We start from the raw sequence: 20,569 nt of genomic DNA, 5'->3' as shown, positions 1-20,569 counted from the left end.
TGGCGTTCACGGCCGCCATGGTCATAATCAGCGACAGGGAGGCCCGTAATGGCGCAAGAAACGGCGGGCGACAGGCCGGCAAGCGCGGCGGTTCTCGTGATCGGCGATGAAATCTTGTCCGGCCGCACGCAGGACGTGAACACAAGCTATATCGCGAATTATCTGGCGCAGATCGGCGTCGATCTTCGCGAGGCGCGAATCGTGCCCGACGAGACGGAGGCGATCGTCGAAGCGCTGAATGCGCTGCGCGCCCGCTACACCTATGTCTTCACAACCGGCGGCATTGGGCCGACCCATGACGACATCACCGCCGATGCGGTCGCCCGCGCCTTCGGCGTCGACATCTGCGAGGATCCGCGCGCCATAGCGCTCCTTCGGGAACGCTTTTCGGAAGGCGAGCTGAATCCGGCGCGCCGGCGGATGGCCCGCATTCCAAAAGGCGCGGAGCTGATTTTCAACGCCATTTCCAAGGCGCCGGGATTCTGGATCGGCAATGTCATCGTCATGGCCGGCGTGCCGATGATCATGCAGAATATGATGGACGTGGTCGGCCCGCGGCTCGCGGCCGGCCCGCCGGTGCTCGTCGAGACAATCGAAGCTTACGGCGTTCCGGAAGGCGCCTACGCCGCGGGACTGGAAGCGATCGCGCGCGGCCATGATGGCGTGAGCGTCGGCTCCTATCCGTCCTTTACGAGCGCCGGATTCAGGAATCAGATTGTGCTGCGCAGTCGCGACGCGGCGCTCTTGGCGCGCGCGACGTCCGCGGCGCGCGCGATGCTCGCGTCGCTATCGAAGGAAAACGCGCGCTGACGCGTGACCGCGGGAGGTTTGAAGCTGATGTACGGGTCCGACAAGATCTTTCCGGTCTCCTGGGACATTTTTCACCGCGACGCGCGCGCGCTCGCCTGGCGTCTCGCTTCTATCGGCGGATTCTCGGCGATTGTGGCGGTGACGCGCGGCGGTCTGGTGCCCGCGGCGATCGTGGCGCGCGAGCTCGGCATAAGGGTCATCGAAACGATCTGCGTCGCGAGCTATCACGAGGAAACCGAGCGTGGCGAGATCCAGGTGCTCAAGCCTCTGACCGACACGATTCTCGCGCGGCCAAGCTCCGAAGTGCTCATCATCGACGATCTCGTCGACACCGGCGCCACGGCGAAAGCCGTGCGGGACACGCTGGCGAATGCGCATTTCGCCACTGTCTACGCCAAACCGCAGGGCCTGCCGATGGTCGACACCTTCGTCACCGAAGTCTCGCAGGACACCTGGATCTTCTTCCCCTGGGACACGGGCCTGTCGTTTCAGGCGCCGATCGGCGCGCCGGACGCCAAGCCCGAGGGCCGGCGACGACGGCGCATATAATCCGCTTGGCGGCGTCGGGTCCGCGCCCCTATAAACGAGCGCTCCGCGGGCGTGGCGAAACTGGTAGACGCAACGGACTTAAAATCCGTAGGGCCGCAAGGCCTGTGCCGGTTCGATTCCGGCCGCCCGCACCACGCAAGCGTCTTTCCTGTTTAGCGCCATCGCTGAGATTAGCATTTCCACATCTCTGCAGGGGCTCTGCCTAGACAAGCGCTACCGAGGGCCATTAGCTTAAGCTCGACAGAATTATCGTCGGCGCTCAGTTTCGGCGCTTTCGAGTTTTTAATTTCAAAGACGTAGGACGATGAAATGAGAAACGATACATCCTCATTTTCACGATCGCTGTTTCAACTCGCTGCGATCATGAGCGCGCTGATTTGCTTCACCCGGTTCGGCCACGCGCAGAATGTCAGCGCTCAGGTGAATTTCATCAACAATGTCGGGCAGCAAATAATCGTCGGAGCCTATGGCCCGACAGGATCGAATCTGCTCCCGGGAGTTTCCTTTTCCGGCGGATGCACCTCTGACTCGAATAACAACTTAATCGTTCCTCAAGGCGCGACGTGCACTGGCTCGGTGAGCTGGCCTTCCGCGCAAAACAAGGTCTGCGCTAACACCCAGTCGATGACGGGTTGTACGCCTGCCTCTCTGCAACCGATGACGATTATCGAAGTATCCGGCACGGGTTCCGGGCTTGGATATGACATCAGCGTGATCCCGAGGAACGTGGACGCGAATGGCGTCGCCTGCAACGACCCGCAATGGCTTCCGAACTGCACCTATTATGACTATGGCGTCGTACAGTCCGGCTACAACGTGTCCCAGTTGAATCCTAGCCAGGTTGACCCTGCCAACCAGCAGAACAAAACTTCATCGCCGGGGTATTGCGCCAGTCAGGGGCCCGCAAATTACAATTTCGGCGTTCAAGTCTCCTGCAGCGCTGGCCACGCCACCTTCACCTGCGGAGGGACGCCCTCTTTGGGACCTGCAAACTATCCAAGCAAATGTGGCTACAGCTCGCTCGCGCCGACTCTCAAGAACTGCGCAGGCAATTTGGGGACGGGCTGCTATCAGGCGTTCTTCAGCCCCATGAGCGACGGCGGCAGCAATCCCATGGGAACACAAACTGGCAATGGTCTCTACTACTGCGGCTATCCGTCGGGTACGGTGCAGCCCTACGACCAATGCGCAAGCCTTAACGATCCGCTCACAATAACCTTCTCTTCGCCGCAGTGAGGCGTAACCGGGCGACCGCAAGGCCCGCGCCGGTTCGACTCTCTGCCATGCAACCGCTGTCTCGTCGTTGCGCGCCCGGCTCGTCGCCGCACTTTCCCCTGGTCTGCAATTTGCTACCGCCTTCAGAAGTTGATCTTCTGAAGGCGATCACGATGGCGTTCACAGCGATCTGTACCACCGGGGCCGTGAGCGAAGGCGGCATGGGCCTCTTCCATGCCGGCAAAAAGAGCGTGCTCCTGGTTTGGCCGACCGGCGGCGAACTCAAGGCCTATCGAGGGCGCTGTCCGCATGCGGACATGCCATTGAGCGAGGCGACCTTCAACGGCCTGACCGTCACCTGTCCGCACCACCAATGGGGGTTCGACAGCGCAAGCGGCAAATGCGTGACGCATCTCGTCCGCAATGCGCTCCACCCCTATGCGCTTCGCGTGGAGGGCGACGAAATTCAGGTCGACGTCGGACCGGTAAAGCCGGCGCGCTCGTCGGCGCCGGCGTGATTGCGAACTGCAGTCGCACGCACAGACTTGCGCTCAGGTAGACGCAACGACTTAAAAGCCGCAGGGCCGCAAAGGCCCCCTGCGAATTCGATTAGCGTTGCGCGGGGACGGTATGCGCCGAGAGCGGGCGCAGCTTTGCGCCCTGCCCTCGTCGAATTTACGCAGCCTTCTTTTGCAGCTCGGCAATATAAGCCGTCGCCTTTTCGACAAGCGCGGCGATCCGCTTCTGCACGACCGGCAGATTGTCCTTCGCCTTGAGAAGGGCCGACTGCAGCTCGCTGATAGCCTTTGTCGTCAGCGGATGCGTCTTCAGCTTCGTCCACTCGGCCCGCAGATCGAGATTCGCCAGCCAGGCGAGCGTCTTCTCGGTCAGCGGATGCGCCTTCACCGCCTCGACCTTGGCCTTGAGATCAATCGTCGAGAGATAGGCCAGCGCCGCCTTCGACCCTTCCTCGGCATGCTTGCGCGCGACGGGGAGAAGTTCGACAAATTTCACGGCGCCGCGCTTCGTCTCGCGCAGGGCGATCTCCGTCAGAACATTGGCCTTCAGCAGGGCGTAGAGTCTGGCGTTCAGCTTGCGCAGCTCTCCTTCGAGCCGCAGGATCGTAAACTCCTGCTGCCTGAGCTGGTTGACGACGCCCTCATGCAGCGAATTGACGCTCTGCAGCTCCGTTCTGGCGCGCTGCAGCTCCGCCTCGAGTTGATTCACATGATCCCTGATGGAGTCGACCATCGGGAAAGAAAACTTACCGGCCTCGAGGTCGGCCAGTGCGCGTTCGCCTTCCGTGTTCGTAGCCATGCTCACTCCTCTCGCTCCGTTCGAACGACCATCGGCGGCCGATGGTTAAGACTTCGTTTCGCCCGGCGAAAACATCAGCAGTTTTTACAGTGGTGCATCGTCGCGGCGCTACGGCGCAGCCTACACCCGCCGCGACAGCGAGCGCAGGAATCCCTGCATCTCGTCGGTGAGATCGGTCTCGATCGCCGGCGCCATCTTCAGCAGCATATTGGCGATGAAGGCCTGATCGTTGCGCGTTTCGGCGAGGCATTCCTGCAACTCCGGCACGCTGTCCTCGATATGCGCCATGAAGGCGACGCCCTTCTCCAGGGTCTCGGTCCATTTGGCGCGCGTCCACAACGCCAGCGGATAGACGATCTCGTTCACGAAATTCGATTTGCGCGCCTTTTCGAAGAAGCGCAGGCCGGCGTTCCAGTTTTCGCGCGCGCGCATGGGTGGCGGCGGGATGTCGCCTGCAAGCATTTTCTGCGCGGCCTGCCCGACATGATCTTCAAGGCTCATCGGCGAGGCGATGGGCGAACGGAAACTCCACAGCGCCGTCGATCCTGGAAACTCCTGGCCGAGCTGCTCGGTGAGCGCCGCGTCGACCTTTTCAACCGCCGCTTTGTCGCCTTTCAGCGCCGCGGCCATGCAGAAGGCAAAGAGCGCGTCTCCCCCGTAATTCACCGCGGCCGCGCCTTTTATCTGCTGCGGCGTCAGCTTTGGCGTCGCGCCGTCGGCAGGGACCTCGACGTCGCCCGCGCGCAGCGCCGTGATGAAACTCGTGATCTCGAGCCACGGCACATAATTCGCGATGAAGGCGTCGGGATCGACATGCACGATCGCGAGATTGAGCGGTTGCTTTCGTTTTTGCAGTTCCGCCATATCGGTCATAGAGCGCCTTTCATTCTTCGGCGAGCAGCACGCCGGTGAGGCAGACGTCGCCCTCGTCGACGACGAGTTTGATCGGCGTCAGCCGTTGGCCCTGACAGGGGCCGATGAAGCAGTGGCCGGTGTCGATGTCGAACTGCGCATGATGCCTGCCGCATTCGAGGAAATTGCCTTCCTCGTCCATGAAGTGGCCGGGATTGACGTCGAGCCGCTCGCCTTCATGCGGGCAGGCGTTTTCGAAGCCGTAGAAATTGTTGCCCTTGCGCGTGATCAGGATCGGATAGGGGGCGGCGTCGCCGCTCGCCTCGGCGCGCATCAGGACGAATCCCGTCGCCTCGGAGTCCTCGATCTCGTCTGTCCGACAAATCACATAGAGTTCGTCCATCGGCTCACCTTTCGGACAAAGTCGCGCGCCACGCCGGCGCCAGGCGCCCTTGCCTTGCCCTGTAGCAATCGATGAGCCAGATGCGACTTGACGATATAGCTAATTCACTATAGTCCATGCGCATCGGCGCGAACTGGGCGTCCAATACATCCCCCAAGCCGAGATGACCGAAGACTCGCCCGCCGCCAAGGCGCCCCTCGACGACCACCTCCTCAAGGCGCAGCTCGTTCGCAAGATCGAAGCGCTACTCAAGGAGCGCGGGTTGAAACAGGTGCAAGCCGCGCAACTCTTCGGCGTCAAGCAGCCGGACGTGTCGAAGCTGCTGCACGGCGATTTCCGGCAGTTTTCGCTGGAACGGCTCATGCGATTTCTCGTCGCCCTGGGGCAGGACGTGGAGATCGTCGTGAAGCCGCATCATGAGTCGGCGAAGTCCGCGACGCTCAGCATCGCGTGACCGCACATACGAAGGGATTGCAATGAACGTCGCCGCGCGTATCGACGCTAATTTCACCGCCGTTTCCAGCGAGGCGCTGGAGACGAGCATTCAGAACGCCAAGCGCGCGCTTCTGTCGCTCGGCAAAGGCGATGGACATTTCTGCTTCGAGCTCGAAGCCGACACCAGCCTCTCGGCTGAATATGTGCTGATGCGCCATTTCCGCGCCGAGCCGGTCGACGCCGAACTCGAGCGCAAGATCGCGGTTTATCTGCGCCGCTGTCAGGGCGATCACGGCGGCTGGCCGCTCTACCAAGACGGGCCTTTCCACATCAGCTCCAGCGTCAAGGCGTATTTCGCGCTCAAGATGATCGGCGACGACATCGACGCGCCGCATATGGCACGCGCGCGCGCGGCGATCCTCGCCTATGGCGGCGCGGCCAAGAGCAATGTGTTCACGCGCGCGCTGCTGGCGCTTTACGGCGAAATTCCGTGGCGCGGCGTGCCGGTGATGCCGGTCGAAATCATGCTGCTGCCGAAGTGGTTTCCCTTCCACCTCGACAAGATTTCCTATTGGGGCCGCACCGTTCTCGTGCCGCTGCTGGTGCTGATGACGAAGAAGCCGCGGGCGAAGAACCCGAGGAACATTCACATCGGCGAACTCTTCACGACGCCGCCGGAAGAAGTGAAGGTGTGGCCCAAGGGCGAACACCAGACCTGGCCCTGGGCGAATATTTTCGGGCAGCTCGACAAGCTTCTGCGTTTGATTGAGCCGCACATGCCCAACGGCCCGCGGGAGCGCTCGATCGAACTTGCCGTGACATGGACGACCGAGCGTCTCAATGGCGTCGACGGACTTGGCGGCATCTTTCCGTCCATGGTCAACAGCCTGCTGATGTATGACGTGCTCGGCGCGCCGGACGCCGACGAGCGCAAGAAACAGGCGCGCGAGGCGATCGAGCGGCTGCTCGTCGCGACCGATACGGAAGTCTATTGCCAGCCCTGCGTTTCGCCGGTGTGGGACACCTGTCTGACGGCGCACACGCTGCTTGAGACGGGCGACGAAGACGCGCGCGAACAGGCGCGCCAGGCCTGCGAATGGCTCGCGCCCTTGCAGGTGCTCGACGTCAAAGGCGACTGGGCGGCGCAGCGGCCCGACGTTCGGCCCGGCGGATGGGCCTTCCAATACGCCAACGCCTATTATCCGGACGTCGACGACACGGCGGTCGTCGTGACGGCGATGGATCGCCTCACGGCGAATGACGCGTCCCGCCCCTATGACGAACGCATCGCCCGCGCCAAGGAATGGATCGTCGGGATGCAGTCGAAGAACGGCGGCTGGGGCGCCTTCGACGCCGACAACACATGCCACTATTTGAATCACATCCCCTTCGCCGATCACGGTGCGCTGCTCGATCCGCCGACGGCGGACGTTTCCGCGCGCTGCGTGTCCATGCTGGCGCAGCTCGGCGATACGATCGACTCGAGCGAATGTCTCAAGCGCGGCGTCGACTATCTGCTCAAAGAGCAGGAAAAGGACGGCAGTTGGTTCGGCCGCTGGGGCGCGAATTACATCTATGGAACCTGGTCGACGCTGTGCGCGCTCAACGCCGTCGGCCTGCCGCATGACCATGACGCTTACCGTCGCGCCGTCGCCTGGCTCGTCGCGATCCAAAACGAGGATGGCGGCTGGGGCGAAGACCTCGCGAGCTACAAGCGGGACTACAAGGGCTATGAAAAATCCCCCTCGACGGCCTCGCAAACCGCCTGGGCGCTGCTCGGGCTGATGGCGGCGGGCGACGTCGACCATCCGGCGGTCGCGCGGGGAATCGCCTATCTGCAGTCGACGCAGAACGGAGCTGGCCTATGGAATGAGGCGCGATTTACCGCGACGGGTTTTCCGCGCGTCTTCTATCTGCGCTATCATGGCTATGGAAAATTCTTCCCGCTCTGGGCGCTCGCGCGCTATCGCAATTTGCAGCGCGCCAACAGCAAGCGCGTGCAGGTCGGGCTCTAGAAGCGCTTTTTTCGATGGAGCTGACACGGCCTTGGCCGGAGGAGCAATGGCGCGCGCGACAGGCCGTAGAAAAACCGCCGAACTGAGCGCCCTCGCGCCGATTCTCGTCATCGTCGGCATGAAGCGCGAGGCCGCCTGCGCCGCCGGCGAAGGCGTCACGACGTTGTGCAGCGGCGCGAATGTCGCGCGCCTTCGGCAAGCGCTCGACGCGCTTGGCGAAACTGATTTTTCCGCCGTCGTCAGCTTCGGACTCGCGGGCGGACTGGATTACGCGCTGCGGCCCGGCCATGTCGTCGTCGCCGACGCCATCGTCGGGGGCGACGCGCGGCGCGACACCCATCCGCGGCTCGCTTCAGTGCTGATGAAAGGCGCCGCGACCGCCGGCTGCAAGGTTGCGCCCGGCGCCATCATCGGCGTTGACCAGCCGGCGATGCATCCAGCCGCCAAGGCGGCGCTGCGTGAAGGCGCCCAAGCTGTCGCGGTCGACATGGAATCGCATCTTGCCGAAGAATTCGCGCGGCGGCGCGACATTCCTTTCGTCGCGCTGCGCGCGATCAGCGATCCGGCGGCGCGCGCGCTGCCGCCGCTCGTCGCCAAAGCGCTGACGCCCGAAGGCGACATCCACGCCCTCGGCGTCGCCCGCGAGCTGATCCGCGGGCCGCATCAACTTGGCGGCATGATCCGGGCGGGCCTCGATTCCCGCGCCGCCTTCGTCTCGCTAAGCCGCTGTGGACCGTTGCTCGGCCCGTTGCTGCGCCTCGTGCTCGCGGATCTCTGAGAGCTTGGCGATGTTTTCGTCATAGACATATTCGGCTGGGCGCTGGTTCTCGAGCGAGACGTCAGGCGCCATCGGCCCCTCGGTGCGCACGCCAAAGAGCGCGACGGCGGCCGCCCGCCAGGGCCGGCGAACCGAATCGGCGACGGCGGTCGCCTCAAAACCGGAGTGCACCATGCAGTCGGCGCATTTCTCGTAATTGCCGACGCCGTAGGCGTCCCAGTCGGTCTCCTCCATCAGCTGCTTGAACGTCGGCACATAGCCTTCGCCCAGCAGATAGCAGGGGCGCTGCCAGCCAAACACCGTGCGCAGCGGCATCCCCCAGGGGGTGCAGCGATAGCTGACATTGCCAGCCAAAAAATTCATGAACAGCGTCGACTGGGAGAGTTCCCAAGCCTTCCCGCCCCGGCCGCGACGCAGAATGGCGCGGAACAAGTCCTTGGTGCGCGTGCGGTTGAGGAAGTGAGTCTGATCCGGCGCCCGCTCATAAGCGTAACCCGGCGATAGCGTCATCCCGTCGACGCCGAGCGCCGTGGTCGCGTCGAGGAATTTCGCGACGCGCTCGGGATCAGCGTCGGAAAAGAAGGTGCTGTTGGTGGTGACGCGGAAGCCCTTGGACTTGGCGAGTTTGAGCGCCTCGACGGCGCGCTCATAGACCCCGTCCTGGCAGACCGCGCGGTCGTGCATTTCCTTGTCGCCATCGAGATGGATCGACCAGGTGAAATAGGGGCTCGGCTTGAAGAGGTCGATCTTCTTGGCGAGCAGCAGAGCATTGGTGCAGACGATCGCGAACTTGCGCCGCGCGACGACGCCTTCGACGATCTGAGGGAGGTCCTTGTGCAGAAGCGGCTCGCCGCCGGCGATCACCACCACCGGAGCGCCACATTCGTCCACCGAGCGCAGCGCGTCCTCGACCGAAAGCCGCTTGTTGAGGATATGATCGGGATAGTCGATTTTGCCGCAGCCGGAGCAGGCCAGATTGCAGCGGAACAGCGGCTCCATCATGAGCACGAGCGGATAGCGCCGCACGCCCAAGAGGTGCTGCTTGACGAGATACGCGCCGATTTTTGCGATATAGCGGAACGGAATGGCCACGGCTGACCCCTTGATGACTTGACGGGTTCAAGGCCCGTCAGCGCGAGTCGCGGCCGAACGGCCCAGCCGCAGACAATAATCTCGCCGTCTAGCACGAATCGTTCAGGAAGGGGAAGCGGGGGCGCCGCGCCGCACCAAGGTCCGATGAGCGACAAGCATCGACCGGGAGCGCCGCCAATGCGCTGCGCCGCAGCGGCGCTCCGCCCTTGCGCCGGGGCGCAAATCCGTCTCAATTCGCCGGCAACGTCACCAACCCACATTGCTTTTTCCAAGGGAGCGGACATGCGCAGCCGGCTGGTTCCAGCGTCGAGAGCGTCCGCGCGATGACCGCCTCCGCGCAGCAGGCGCGCGTCCCCGACGCATCGGCCCCGCGGCGGCGCTTCGGACTTTTCGACGCTCTGATTTCGCCGCTCGCCCGCCTGTGGAGCGGCGATCTCAACCTCGGCCGCGTCGGGATGGCCGCCGCCCTGCCCGTTCTGGGCTGGGTCTTCTACACAACCTCGTCCGGCATGATCGACATCATGCAGAGGGAGCCCGGAGACGTGATCGGGATCGCGGGCACGCTGATCGCGACGACCGCCGTCCTCACCATGCTCGCCTCAACATCCTGGTCGCTGGGCGTCGATCTTGCGGCGCTCATCGCGCGGCGGCGCATGGCCCGCGAACGCATGATCATCAAGACCGGCGTGACCGCGCTGGTCTTCGCCTTCGTCTTCTCGATCTCCGCCTTTTTTTCATTCACCTACTACTACAACAACATCTTCAAGCTCTCCTCGCGCAAGATCGTCGCCGAGCTTCAGCCGATGGAGCTTGCGACGGAAGTCCTGCTGCCGGCGACGAAAGACATCGCCGCCGCTTACGAGGCAGCCTCCACGCGCATCGCCGCGACGCCCAGCTACAAGGCCTATCTCGATTCGATCGACGGCCTCATTGCCACCGCGCGGCAAGCGGGACCGGCGCTGCGCGACGCCATTCGCAAGCGGCAGGAGGCGCAGCAGGCGGTCATCGCGCAGGCCGCGAGCCAGGCCGCGCTGGAAATGGAAAGCGCGCAGGCGGCGATGCGTCAGCTCGAGGATGCGCGACGCGACATCGAGGCGCTTGAGCACAGCATCGCGGAGCTCGACGTCATCATCAAAGCGAAGCAGGACGAGATGACGTCCATGGCCGCCATGGCGCGTCAGGAAGAACAGCTCGCCGTTGACGCCGCGCACGGACTCGATGGACTGGGCGCGACCTGCGGCCCAAATTGCCGCGGGCATCAGGAGAAAGCCGCCGAAGCGATGCGACGCGTGTCGGCGCTCAGGCAGACGCTCGCCGGCCCCGCGAACGAACGCGCCAACGCGGTGAAGCGGCGCGACGCGCTCAACGCTCAAACGATCACGCTAAAGCATAAGGCCGAAACCGCGAGCGCCGCGTCCGGCAGGCCGATGCCGAAGGGCGAAGCCGCGCTCGATCTCGACGCGACGTTGCGCGACCTCGCCGCGCTGCGCGACCAGCTGCGCCTCGAGCCGACGTGGCGCGCCGTGCGCGACGCGAAGCCCCTATGCGAACCGATTCTCGCGGCGGCGCGGCAATCCAACGCGTTGCCGGGAAGCGTGCCGCGCGACTTCACCTGCGAACCGCAGGGGGAGGCGCGCGATCTGCTCTCGGCGCGCGACGAAACAATCGCCGCGCGCGCGGCCTTCGATAAAAAATGCGGGCTCGAAGCCGGGCTGCGCGACGAACTCTCCGTGATTGTCGCCAAGATCCGCGCGGCGCCGGCGTCTGACAGGGGCGCCGCGGCAAACGGCTTCAACGATGCGAAAACCCTCGTCGACGCCTGCGTCGTCTCCGGCAAGGCGGCTGGGCTGTCAGACGACGAGGTGCGCGAGCTTTTGAAAAAAAGCGACGCCTATTTGCGCACGCACAGTTCCGAGCGCAATAAATTCGAACTGGCGCGCGAAGCCTTCTGGAGCTTCACGCCCGATTCGACGATGGCGATCGGCGTCGCAATGGCGCAGGACGCCTTTCTGTTCATCATGAAATTCCTGTCGGAGATTTTCAAACGCGGCTATGAGGCGCGCGAGCGGCGTCAGTTCGCCGCGCCGATCGATCTCTCCGACGACGAGGAGCAGCCCGTCGACATCCGCGCGATGAAAGCCGTGCTGCGCGCGGCGCGCCCGGTTCACGGCGACATGAGCGAGATCGACCCTGACGCGGAAGCAATGTCGGCGCTGCCGCCCAATGTGCACGACAATATCGTCGCCATTCTCAATCGGCTCGTGCGCGACGAAATCGCTCATGTCGACCGCAAGGGGGCCTATCTCGTCGACAACATCACCGTCGGGCAGATTGAGGCGCGGCTCTTCGCGGCGCTGAAGCCGCGCGCCGCCCGCGCCTTGCATTATTCTGCCGACGGCGTCGTCAGCGGCCCGCGCGCCTATTACTCGGACGCCGGCGCCGCGAACCTGCCACGGCGGCGCTCCGGCGCGCTCGAGCGCTACCTGATCGCCGAACCGATGGAGAGGCGTTCGCCAGGTTAGAGTTCAGGCGGCGACGGAGGTTGCGCGCGCGGCGCGCAGCGACGGAAGGTAGCGCAGGCAAAGACCCTGCGGCGCGTGAAGCAGACCGGAAACGACGCTGATCTCGCGCCAGCGGGGATAGCTCGCCGGCAAAAACTGCAGCGCCAGGCCGACAGCTCCGAGAAACTCCGTCTCGCTCACAAAATCGTCGGCGCCAAAGGTCAGCGTCGCGTCCTGGCCCGTTTCGGCGCCCCGCGCCAGAAATTCGAGCGTTGGCGTCGCCCAGCGGGTCGCTCCCAGCGCATCCTCGAGCGCGCTCCAGACGTCCCGCGGATCGATGAAGCGAACGAGGTAACGCGCCGGCGCGGCGTTGTAGCGCGTCGCCTCGTCTTCGGTCACGAGATCCGGTCGCGCATCGAGCTCGGCGTCCGCCATGGCGAGGAGCGCCGCCGGATGTCGACGCCAGTCCGCGGCGCTCGCGCTCCAGACGGCGCTCTGCTGATAGAGGCGTCCGTGGCCGCTTTCGCCGTCTTCGGGCCGGAAACGCGCGCGCAAAAAAATGGCGCGGCGAGAATTGGGCTCCGCGGCGACCCGCGCGATGAAGGAGCCGCGTCGCCGAGCAGCCGGATCGACGAGATCAGGCTCGAAGCGACGAAGCGCCATCAGACGCGGCGGCGAAAGCAGCCGATCGTCGGCCGGCTGCAGATTGCAACTGCGCAAGGTCACGCCATAGCCCGCGGTCGCCGGCACGCGCAGCGTCGCGCCAAAAGCGAGCTTCCCATAGTGCAGCCGTTCGAGAGAAATCTCAGCCGTTTCGTCGCCATTCGGCGCAGCTATGCGCATCGCGCGTCCTTTCGCGCGGGAAATCCGCGCGATCACCCTATGCGCAGAGCCTTAAGCAAGAATTGACGAAAATTCGCTTCAGAGCAGGTCCCGAAAAAGTTGACAGACTTTTTCGATGAGGACCTGCTCCAACATTTTGATTTGAGCGATTCCTTATCGATCACATGGTTCCATGTGATCGGGAAGCGCTTCACGCGCTCTCCTCGATGCGCGCGTCGAGCTGCGCATAGGAGAAAGTGAAGGCGCTGTCGAGGCCGAGCGCGGCGTAAAGAAACGGCTCGGCGGTGAGAAACGGCCGCCAATATTCATTATAGGCGCGGGCGCCTTCGAGGCCCGCGCGGCGAAACCGGCGCTCGCCAGGCTGATGCGGATCGATGTTGGGATTCTGAAAGCGCTTGACGAAGCCATAGGCCGAGCAAACCGTGAAGCGCACCGATGCGCCGCCGTTCGGCGCCTCCAGAGCCCGCAGCCGATCCAGCCACTGCGCGGCGCGCAGCGATTTGCGCAAGGCGTGCAGCGCCACCGCAGGATCGCAGGCATAGGTGAAGGCGCTCGGCCCGAGGCGGGCGAACAAGCGCTCATATTGCGAAAAGACGACGACGAGCCGCTTGAGCTTTTTTTCAGGCGCCAGCGCCAAGCGGTCGATGAGGCGCGCGAGATTGCCGGACCAGCCGGAGTCCTCGAGCCGCACCAGCGGCAGCACGATCACGATGGCGTCCGCCTCAAGCATCTGCCTGGCGAGCTTGGCTTTGACATCATTGAGAATGGCGACTTCGGCGCCGTCCGGCGGCACGGCGATCTCGCCCGCCGAGTCGATGATCTCCAGAAGCCAGGGACCCCGTAGCACCGCCGCCGGCGGAGCTTCGCCGTTGACCGTCAGGCGGAAGCGATATTCGTAAGTGTCGAGCGTGTCGGTGGCGAGGCCGCCCTCGGCGAATTCGCGCCGCAGCCGCTCATAGTCGCCCTGTTCGACCGACAGCAGATTGGCTTTCTTTGGCTCAGCGCTCTCGGCGAAATATTCCGCCTCGGTGATGGGCTGCAGCGCGGGGCGCAGGCGCGGCGAATAGCCAAAGGCGCTTTGCGCGACGCAGTCGACGAGCGAGGCGAGCAGCGACGACTTGCCGCCCTTCTTGGGGCCGATCAGACAGATCGAAAGTCTTTCGGTCATTCACGCCTTCAACTCGTTGGAACCAGCCTCTAGCGCGACAATACAGACCGATGGCGCCTGGCGAAAGGTGACGCGCGCGCCCCGGCCGTGGTAAGCGCGCGCATGCTTGAAGGCCTTCCCCCCAATAACGCCAGCCACATGCTGCGCCTCGATTGCGACGAAAAACGCGCCCGCGCCGTCGCCGACCTCATCGTCGAAACCTTCGAGCCGACAGAGACCGCCGCCGCCGCTTTCGAGGTGGATGACGGCCCCCAATGGTCCGTCGAGGTCTATTTCGCGACCGCGCCGGACGAAGCGCAGATCCTCGCCCTGATCGAGGCCGCCGCCGACGCCGAAACGGCGCGGGCGGCGCGCTTTTCGACTGTCGCCGAGCAGGACTGGGTGGAAAACGCTCTTGCCGGATTGGCCCCGGTCCGCGCCGGCAGGGTGCTGGTCCACGGCGCTCATGATCGGGGCCGGCGGCGCCCGAACGACATCGGCGTCGAAATCGAGGCGGCGCTTGCCTTTGGCACCGGCCATCATGGCACGACGCTGGGTTGCCTTAGGGCGCTCGAGAGAATCGCCAAGCGCCGGCGCCCACGCCGCATTCTAGATGTGGGGACAGGCACCGGCGTTCTGGCGATCGCCGCCGCGCGGCTCTTTCACCAGCGCGTCGCCTGCGGCGATATCGATCCCGTCGCCGTGGCGACAGCCTCGGCCAACGCCCGCGCCAATGGCGCCGGCGCCGATGTTCGCCCGGTCGTCGCCACCGGGCTCCGCCACGCGTCGCTGCAAGGCCAATATGATCTGATCTTCGCCAATATCCTGGCGAAGCCTCTGCGCCTGCTTGCGCCGGAGATTGTCCGCGCCGCAGCGGCTGACGCGGAGCTGGTGCTTTCGGGACTGCTGGCGCGCGACGTGCGTGGCGTGCTCGACGCCTACCGCGCCCAGGGGTTCTTCCTGGCGGAGCGGGGCGACATCGACGGGTGGGCGACTTTGGTTCTTAGACGCGGCGGAGCGTCCTGCTCCCCCTCCCTGCCCTTTCCCCTTTAAACCGGAGCGGGATGGAATGGGGAAAGGCGCGCGCGAAGCATTGCCCTGCGGCAGGCGCGCGATTAGCTTTGCTCCATGTTCGAAGCGAAATTCCAAACATTCGTCGACGACGCCCTGCGCGGCGACAGCGCGGCGCGCCTCAAGGCGCTGCGCACTGAGCTGAAACGGCAAGGACTCGACGGCTTTCTCGTTCCGCGCGCCGACGTCCATCAAAACGAATATGTGCCCAAATGCGCGGAGCGCCTCGCCTGGCTCACCGGCTTCACCGGGTCGGCCGGCTTCGCCGTCGTGCTGGAGAAGGGGGCCGCGCTCTTCGTCGACGGCCGCTATGTCATTCAGGTGCGCGGCGAGATCGACGCGAAGCTCTTCAAGCCGCTCGACATCGCCGAAACGACGCCAGCCGCTTGGCTCAGCGGACAAGCGCGCGAAGGCGCGCGCATCGGCTATGACCCTTGGGTGCACACCAGCGCGCAGATCGAACGCTTCGGGAAAATTCTCGCGGAAAAGAAGATCGAACTCGTTCCGCTCGACGCCAATCCGATCGATGCGCTTTGGATTGACCGGCCGGCCGAGCCGACAGGCGCGGTGGCGATTCATCCGGCGCGTTATGCGGGCGAGAGCGCCGGCGCGAAGATCAAGAAGCTGCGCGCCGCGCTAAAAGATGCGGATGCGGCGTTGATGTCCGATCCGCATGCGATCTGCTGGGCGTTCAACATTCGCGGCGCCGATGTCGCGCATACGCCGATCCCGCTGTGCTTCGCCCTGCTGCCCAAGGACGGCGCGCCTGCGCTCTATATCGACGATGCGAAGCTCGCGCCGAAGGTGCGCGCCGCGCTCGAAAAATTTCTGACGCTGAAATCGCCTGAACGCCTCGTCGAGGATCTCGTGCAGTCCGGCAAGCGCGGCGCGACCATTCTCTTCGATTCCGCGACGGCGCCGGCGAAACTTGTCGAAACCTTGCGTGCGGCGGGCGGCAAGCCGCGTCTCGCCGACGATCCGGCGACGCTGCCGAAAGCGATCAAGAATGAAAGGGAGCTCGAAGGCGCGCGCGAAGCTCATATCCGCGACGGCGCGGCGCTGACGCGATTCCTCGCCTGGTTTTCCGAAACCGCGCCGAAGGGCCGGCTCACCGAAATCTCCGCGGCGGAAGCGCTCGAAACCTTTCGCCGCGAAAACGGCGACCTGCGCGACATCTCCTTCCCGACGATCTCGGCTTTCGGCGAACATGCGGCGATCCCGCATTATCGGGTGACGGAAACCAGCAAACTCAAGATCGGTCGCGGCGTCTATCTCGTCGATTCCGGCGCGCAATATCTCGACGGCACGACCGACGTGACGCGCACCGTCGTCGTCGGTCCGGCCTCGAAACAATTGCGCGAACATTTCACCCGGGTGCTCAAGGGCCATATCGCCATCGCCCGCGCCGTCTTTCCCAAGGGCGTCTCGGGCGCGCAGCTGGATGCTTTCGCGCGCCGCGCGCTGTGGGAGGCAGGGCTCGACTTCGATCATGGGACGGGCCATGGCGTCGGCGCTTACCTCTCGGTGCATGAGGGGCCGCAGCGCATCTCGAAACTCGGGACGACGCCGTTGCAGCCGGGCATGATTCTGTCGAACGAGCCCGGCTATTACCGCGCCGGCGAATATGGGATCCGGCTCGAAAATCTCGTCATCGTCGAGAAGCGCGAGATCAAAGGCGCCGAACGCGAGATGTATGGTTTCGAGACCATCACGCTTGCGCCTTTCGATTTGAATTGCGTCGAGCCGAAATTGCTGTCGCCGGAAGAAATCGGCTGGCTCAACGCCTATCACGCCCGGGTGCGCAAGATCCTGTCGCCGCTCGTGGACGCGAAGACGCGCAAATGGCTGCGAGAGGCGACGACGTCGATATGATGAATCTCGAAACGGATGACGTTGATCTGTTGATCCTCAGAACTCCGCTTGCTCGGAGGAAATTGTCATGAGCACTGGCGCAGAATCGACTCGGAACGAACCCATCGCGGCATTGGCCGGCGAGGCCTTCGCGAAAGCCGTTACGACGCTGGCGCGCGGACGCATGCTGACGCCCTTCGGCGTGGCGCGGTCCGACGACGGCGTCGACCAGCCGCAACAATTCGTCGTGAGCGAGGCCGGCAGGATCGATGTCGCCGAAAGCGTCGAGGCCGCGCTGCAATGGCTGGAGGACGAAGCGCCAAACGCCGACGTCTGCCTGATTATCCTCGACGGGTATTTCAGCAGTGATGACGGCCGCATCGACGCGGTGGTCGGCCGCGCGCTGTCGCTGAAGCGACAGTTGATGGTCGAGATCGCGCTGCCTTACGAGAGCGCCGAAGACGACGAGGGTCTTGAGTTTTCAGACCCGCAATATCGCTTTTCCGGCGTCGCCGAAGACGGCGTGGAGATCGAAACGGTTGACGTCGACGCCGACGCCTTCGACGCCGTCTTTCGCAGCGCCTTCGCCAAACACGCGCCGGCTTAGCGCAGGTTCCGAAAAAGTTGACAGACTTTTTCGGGAGAGAACCTGCTCGGACGTTTTGATTTTGAGCGACTCCTTATCGATCACATGATTCCATGTGATCGGGAAGCGCTCTAGCGGCGTCATCAAAACATCACATAAACGTCACGCAACCTCTATCGCTTCGTCACGTAAACGCAGCCTCCGCGTCGCGAAACCGCAGCGTCCGTCGCGTAGCGTTGCGTCATGGCGTTCACATCGGACCAGCTGGCGAAGCTGACGCGAGACGCGTCATCAGAGCCGCAAGCAAACATCGGCGTCGCCGCCACTTGGGGCCAACGTCTCCTCGAACTTGACCTCGCGGCGGTTCATCTCTTCTCTCGAACGGCGCGCTCCGCGATCGGCAGATTCCTCGCCGTCGCCATCAGCAAGCTCGGCAATGGATGGATCTATCTCATCCTCGCGCCCATCGTCCTCATCGGCCTCGGCTGGCAAGGGCTGCATGTCGCGGCGCTCGCGGGATTGAACGCCGCGCTGCTGCATATGCTCTATCCGATCATCAAGCGCCGCTTCGGCCGCAGGCGTCCGTTCCATGTCGACGCGCGGCTGCCGTCGCTGCTGAAGACGCTCGACGATCACTCCTTCCCAAGCGGCCACGCCATGACGCTCACCGGCGTGCTCGCGCCCATCGTCATCGCCTGGCCGGCGACGTCGCTATCGGCCGGCCTTCTTCTGCTGTCGATGGCCTGGTCGCGAATCGCGACGGCGCACCACTATCCGAGCGACGTCGCGGCGGGCGTGGCGCTTGGCGCCGGCCTCTCCTATCCGCTGGCGAGCGGGATACTGGCTTATTGGTGAAAGTCACGCGGCCTGCGGCAAGTCGAGCGCGGGCGTAGACGCGGGAATCACGCGCCCCTGCGCGGCCGACAGCGCGCCGTCGACAAGCTCCAAGCCAAGAAAGCGCGCGCGCTCGACCGGGCCCGGCATCGTCAGCCGCTCGGTGAATCGCCGCTCGAAACCAAAGCGCGCATAATAAGGGGCGTCGCCGACGAGCAGCACGGCGCGATGGCGCAAGTCGGCCGCGCGCGCGAGCGACTCGCGAATCAGCGCGCCGCCGACGCCCAGCGAACGCGCCTGCGCCGCGACGGCGAGCGGACCCAGCAGCAGCGCCGCACGCCCGCCGGCAAGAACCGGCCAAAGCCGCAGCGTGCCGATAAGCCCGCCGACGCAGTCGGTCGCGACCAGCGCGAGGCCGGGCGCCGGCGCCGATCCGTCGCGCAGCCGCTGGCAGGTCTTCCAGAACCGGGCGGGACCGAAGGCGTCGTCGAGCAAAGCTTCGCGCGCCGCGACATCGGCGAGCGTTTCTTCGGCGAGCGTAAATGGACCCCGCGCCTCCAGGCGCGCATGGGACATGGCGGAGCAGGCGCGCCTGGAGGCGCGCGGTCCAGCGTCAAAGTCGTGGTGAGCAAGAAAGGCCATCTTTTCCTCCCTTAAGAAGGACAAGCGACCCTCGCGCCTGGCGCATGACGCGCCCGCCGATCGGGACTGGGTTGGGATTGTTTCCGTCCTCGCCCTTCGAGACGCGAGCTTCGCTCGCTCCTCAGGGTGAGGGCGGACAGGGCAGCCGCCATCACGTTTCCCTCATCCTGAGGAGGCCTCGAAGAGGCCGTCTCGAAGGACGAGGGAAACGATCGACTCGCTCAGATCACATGCGTCTCGAGCGGCGGGAAACCGTTGAAGCCCACGGCCGAATAGGTCGTCGTATAGGCCCCGGTTCCTTCGATCAGCACTTTCGCGCCGATCTCGAGCGAGACCGGCAGCTGATAGGGCTGCTTCTCGTAGAGCACGTCGACGCTGTCGCAGCTCGGGCCGGCGACGACGCAGGGACTCGTCGGCGCGCCGTCCGCCGGCGTGCGAATCGGATAGCGGATCATCTCGTCGGTCGTCTCGGCGAGGCCGTTGAACTTGCCGATGTCGAGATAGACCCAGCGAATCTCGCTGTCCTCCTCCGACTTCTTCGAGATCAGCACGACTTCCGCTTCGATCAGCCCGGCGTTGCCGACCATGCCGCGGCCCGGCTCGATGATCGTCTCCGGAATGCGGTTGCCGAAATGCTTCGACAGCGCACGGAAGATCGCATTGCCATATTGCTTCACCGCCGGCACGTTCTTGAGATATTTCGTCGGGAAGCCGCCGCCGAGATTGACCATCTGCAGATTGATTCCGCGCTCCGCGAGTTCGCGGAAGATCTCCGACGCCGACTTCAGCGCGGCGTCCCACATGCGCGGATTCGTTTGCTGCGAACCGACATGGAAGGAAACGCCATAGGCGTTGAGACCCAGCCGGTGCGCATGCTCCAGAACGCCCGTCGCCATCTCGGGCGCGCAGCCGAATTTGCGCGACAAGGGCCATTCGGCGCCGGAGCCGTCGCAGAGAATGCGGCAGAAAACCCTGGAGCCGGGCGCGACGCGCGCGATCTTCTCGACTTCAGCCTCGCAGTCGACCGCGAAGAGCCGCACGCCGAGCGCATAGGCGCGCGCGACGTCACGCTCCTTCTTGATCGTATTGCCGAAGCTGATGCGGTCGGGCGTCGCGCCGGCGGCGAGGACCTGCTCGATCTCGACGACGGACGCCGTGTCGAAGCACGAGCCGAGCGAAGCGAGCAGCGAGAGCACTTCCGGCGCCGGATTGGCCTTCACCGCATAGAAGACGCGCGTATCCGGCAACGCCTTGGCGAAGCCGACATAGTTTTCGCGCACGACGTCGAGATCGACGACGAGGCACGGTCCGTTGTCGCGCCCGTTGCGTCGGCGCTCGGCGAGGAAATCGAGAATACGGTCGGTCATTGTGGCCCCCTGCGCGGCGAACCGCGCCCAGAATCGTTGAGCGTCAACGGACACGCCGCTCCGTTCGCCCGCGCGCGATGGAGACGCGACGAACGTTGGGTTTAGCTGTCCAAGGCCTCGCGAGCGCAAGCGCTCACATGGCTGGTTGATGCGCCGTTGACTGGACCGATGCGAAATGATGCACGCCTGAGCGCGCACGCTTTCGCGGGTACAGCCATCGATTGGAAGGGGAGAATCCCGATCCGCACGCCCGGCAAGAAA

The 20,569-nt window shown here is 64.4% G+C and carries 20 protein-coding genes and 1 tRNA gene; 13 read left to right on the top strand and 8 right to left on the bottom strand.

From position 1 onward, the window contains the following. Positions 1–48 precede the first annotated feature (48 nt). The 5 genes from IYW40_RS16390 (at position 49) to IYW40_RS16370 (ending at position 3,092) form a co-directional block, all read left to right on the top strand. The gene (locus tag IYW40_RS16390) at positions 49–810 is read left to right on the top strand and encodes a molybdopterin-binding protein (RefSeq protein ID WP_196401356.1); all 762 of its coding nucleotides are present in this window, start codon (positions 49–51) and stop codon (positions 808–810) included. A 27-nt stretch (positions 811–837) separates the two neighbouring features. Next, entirely contained in the window at positions 838–1,359 is a 522-nt protein-coding gene (gpt, locus tag IYW40_RS16385; RefSeq protein WP_175093272.1) for a xanthine phosphoribosyltransferase, read from the top strand. A gap of 45 nt (positions 1,360–1,404) precedes the next feature. Then, positions 1,405–1,493 (top strand) — tRNA-Leu (locus IYW40_RS16380). A gap of 175 nt (positions 1,494–1,668) precedes the next feature. Continuing rightward, a complete protein-coding gene (locus IYW40_RS16375; RefSeq protein ID WP_196401355.1) occupies positions 1,669–2,595 on the top strand; it encodes a hypothetical protein in 927 nt (308 codons plus the stop codon). Positions 2,596–2,747: 152 nt separating this feature from the next. Beyond that, positions 2,748–3,092, top strand: a complete 345-nt coding sequence (locus tag IYW40_RS16370) for a Rieske 2Fe-2S domain-containing protein (RefSeq protein ID WP_196401354.1) — start codon at positions 2,748–2,750, stop codon at positions 3,090–3,092. A 157-nt stretch (positions 3,093–3,249) separates the two neighbouring features. On the opposite strand, the gene IYW40_RS16365 is transcribed toward IYW40_RS16370, so the two are convergent. The 3 genes from IYW40_RS16365 to IYW40_RS16355 all read right to left on the bottom strand — a co-directional run bounded on the left by IYW40_RS16365 (position 3,250) and on the right by IYW40_RS16355 (position 5,146). Continuing rightward, a complete protein-coding gene (locus tag IYW40_RS16365; RefSeq protein ID WP_196401353.1) occupies positions 3,250–3,891 on the bottom strand; it encodes a hypothetical protein in 642 nt (213 codons plus the stop codon). Positions 3,892–4,011: 120 nt separating this feature from the next. After that, positions 4,012–4,764: a hypothetical protein gene (locus tag IYW40_RS16360; protein ID WP_196401352.1), complete on the bottom strand. Its 753-nt coding sequence runs from the start codon at positions 4,762–4,764 to the stop codon at positions 4,012–4,014. A 10-nt stretch (positions 4,765–4,774) separates the two neighbouring features. Next, positions 4,775–5,146, bottom strand: coding sequence for a Rieske 2Fe-2S domain-containing protein (locus IYW40_RS16355; RefSeq protein ID WP_109025743.1), 372 nt, complete (start codon positions 5,144–5,146; stop codon positions 4,775–4,777). A 163-nt stretch (positions 5,147–5,309) separates the two neighbouring features. Between IYW40_RS16355 and IYW40_RS16350 the strand changes: the two genes are divergently transcribed. From IYW40_RS16350 to IYW40_RS16340, 3 genes are read left to right on the top strand one after another with little or no spacing between them, the layout of a single operon-like run. Continuing rightward, positions 5,310–5,600 (top strand): helix-turn-helix transcriptional regulator, encoded by a 291-nt coding sequence (locus IYW40_RS16350; RefSeq protein ID WP_041926881.1) that lies wholly within the window; start codon positions 5,310–5,312, stop codon positions 5,598–5,600. A gap of 22 nt (positions 5,601–5,622) precedes the next feature. After that, complete coding sequence (gene shc, locus IYW40_RS16345) at positions 5,623–7,596, top strand: squalene--hopene cyclase (protein WP_196401351.1); 1,974 nt, start codon at positions 5,623–5,625, stop codon at positions 7,594–7,596. Positions 7,597–7,642: 46 nt separating this feature from the next. After that, positions 7,643–8,374, top strand: coding sequence for a phosphorylase (locus IYW40_RS16340; protein ID WP_196401350.1), 732 nt, complete (start codon positions 7,643–7,645; stop codon positions 8,372–8,374). Here the strand turns inward: IYW40_RS16340 and hpnH are convergent. Then, positions 8,315–9,466, bottom strand: a complete 1,152-nt coding sequence (gene hpnH, locus IYW40_RS16335) for an adenosyl-hopene transferase HpnH (protein WP_175093264.1) — start codon at positions 9,464–9,466, stop codon at positions 8,315–8,317. The genes IYW40_RS16340 and hpnH overlap by 60 nt on opposite strands. A 323-nt stretch (positions 9,467–9,789) precedes the next feature. Here hpnH and IYW40_RS16330 point away from each other — a divergent pair, with 323 nt between their 5' ends. After that, complete coding sequence (locus IYW40_RS16330) at positions 9,790–11,988, top strand: hypothetical protein (protein ID WP_196401349.1); 2,199 nt, start codon at positions 9,790–9,792, stop codon at positions 11,986–11,988. A 3-nt stretch (positions 11,989–11,991) separates the two neighbouring features. On the opposite strand, the gene IYW40_RS16325 is transcribed toward IYW40_RS16330, so the two are convergent. Further along, entirely contained in the window at positions 11,992–12,810 is an 819-nt protein-coding gene (locus IYW40_RS16325) for a hypothetical protein (RefSeq protein WP_196401348.1), read from the bottom strand. Between the two features lie 190 nt (positions 12,811–13,000). Beyond that, on the bottom strand, positions 13,001–13,978 hold the full coding sequence (locus tag IYW40_RS16320; RefSeq protein ID WP_196401347.1) for a hypothetical protein: 978 nt from the start codon (positions 13,976–13,978) through the stop codon (positions 13,001–13,003). Positions 13,979–14,080: 102 nt separating this feature from the next. Between IYW40_RS16320 and IYW40_RS16315 the strand changes: the two genes are divergently transcribed. The 4 genes from IYW40_RS16315 (at position 14,081) to IYW40_RS16300 (ending at position 18,320) form a co-directional block, all read left to right on the top strand. After that, complete coding sequence (locus IYW40_RS16315) at positions 14,081–15,010, top strand: 50S ribosomal protein L11 methyltransferase (RefSeq protein ID WP_196401346.1); 930 nt, start codon at positions 14,081–14,083, stop codon at positions 15,008–15,010. Positions 15,011–15,085: 75 nt separating this feature from the next. Further along, a complete protein-coding gene (locus IYW40_RS16310; RefSeq protein WP_196401345.1) occupies positions 15,086–16,900 on the top strand; it encodes an aminopeptidase P family protein in 1,815 nt (604 codons plus the stop codon). A 67-nt stretch (positions 16,901–16,967) separates the two neighbouring features. Continuing rightward, a complete protein-coding gene (locus IYW40_RS16305) occupies positions 16,968–17,486 on the top strand; it encodes a hypothetical protein (protein WP_196401344.1) in 519 nt (172 codons plus the stop codon). Positions 17,487–17,708: 222 nt separating this feature from the next. Continuing rightward, positions 17,709–18,320 carry a phosphatase PAP2 family protein gene (locus IYW40_RS16300; RefSeq protein ID WP_196401343.1) on the top strand — a complete coding sequence of 204 codons (612 nt, stop codon included), beginning with the start codon at positions 17,709–17,711 and terminating at the stop codon, positions 18,318–18,320. A 3-nt stretch (positions 18,321–18,323) separates the two neighbouring features. On the opposite strand, the gene IYW40_RS16295 is transcribed toward IYW40_RS16300, so the two are convergent. Beyond that, complete coding sequence (locus IYW40_RS16295; protein ID WP_196401342.1) at positions 18,324–18,941, bottom strand: N-acetyltransferase; 618 nt, start codon at positions 18,939–18,941, stop codon at positions 18,324–18,326. A 221-nt stretch (positions 18,942–19,162) separates the two neighbouring features. Continuing rightward, positions 19,163–20,308: a type III PLP-dependent enzyme gene (locus IYW40_RS16290; protein ID WP_196401341.1), complete on the bottom strand. Its 1,146-nt coding sequence runs from the start codon at positions 20,306–20,308 to the stop codon at positions 19,163–19,165. Positions 20,309–20,569: the final 261 nt, after the last annotated feature.

The organism is Methylocystis sp. H4A, assembly GCF_015709545.1.
GTDB classification, from domain to species: domain Bacteria; phylum Pseudomonadota; class Alphaproteobacteria; order Rhizobiales; family Beijerinckiaceae; genus Methylocystis; species Methylocystis silviterrae.
The sequence above is the reverse complement of the archived record's forward strand: the minus strand, read 5'-3'. Positions and strand labels throughout refer to the sequence as shown.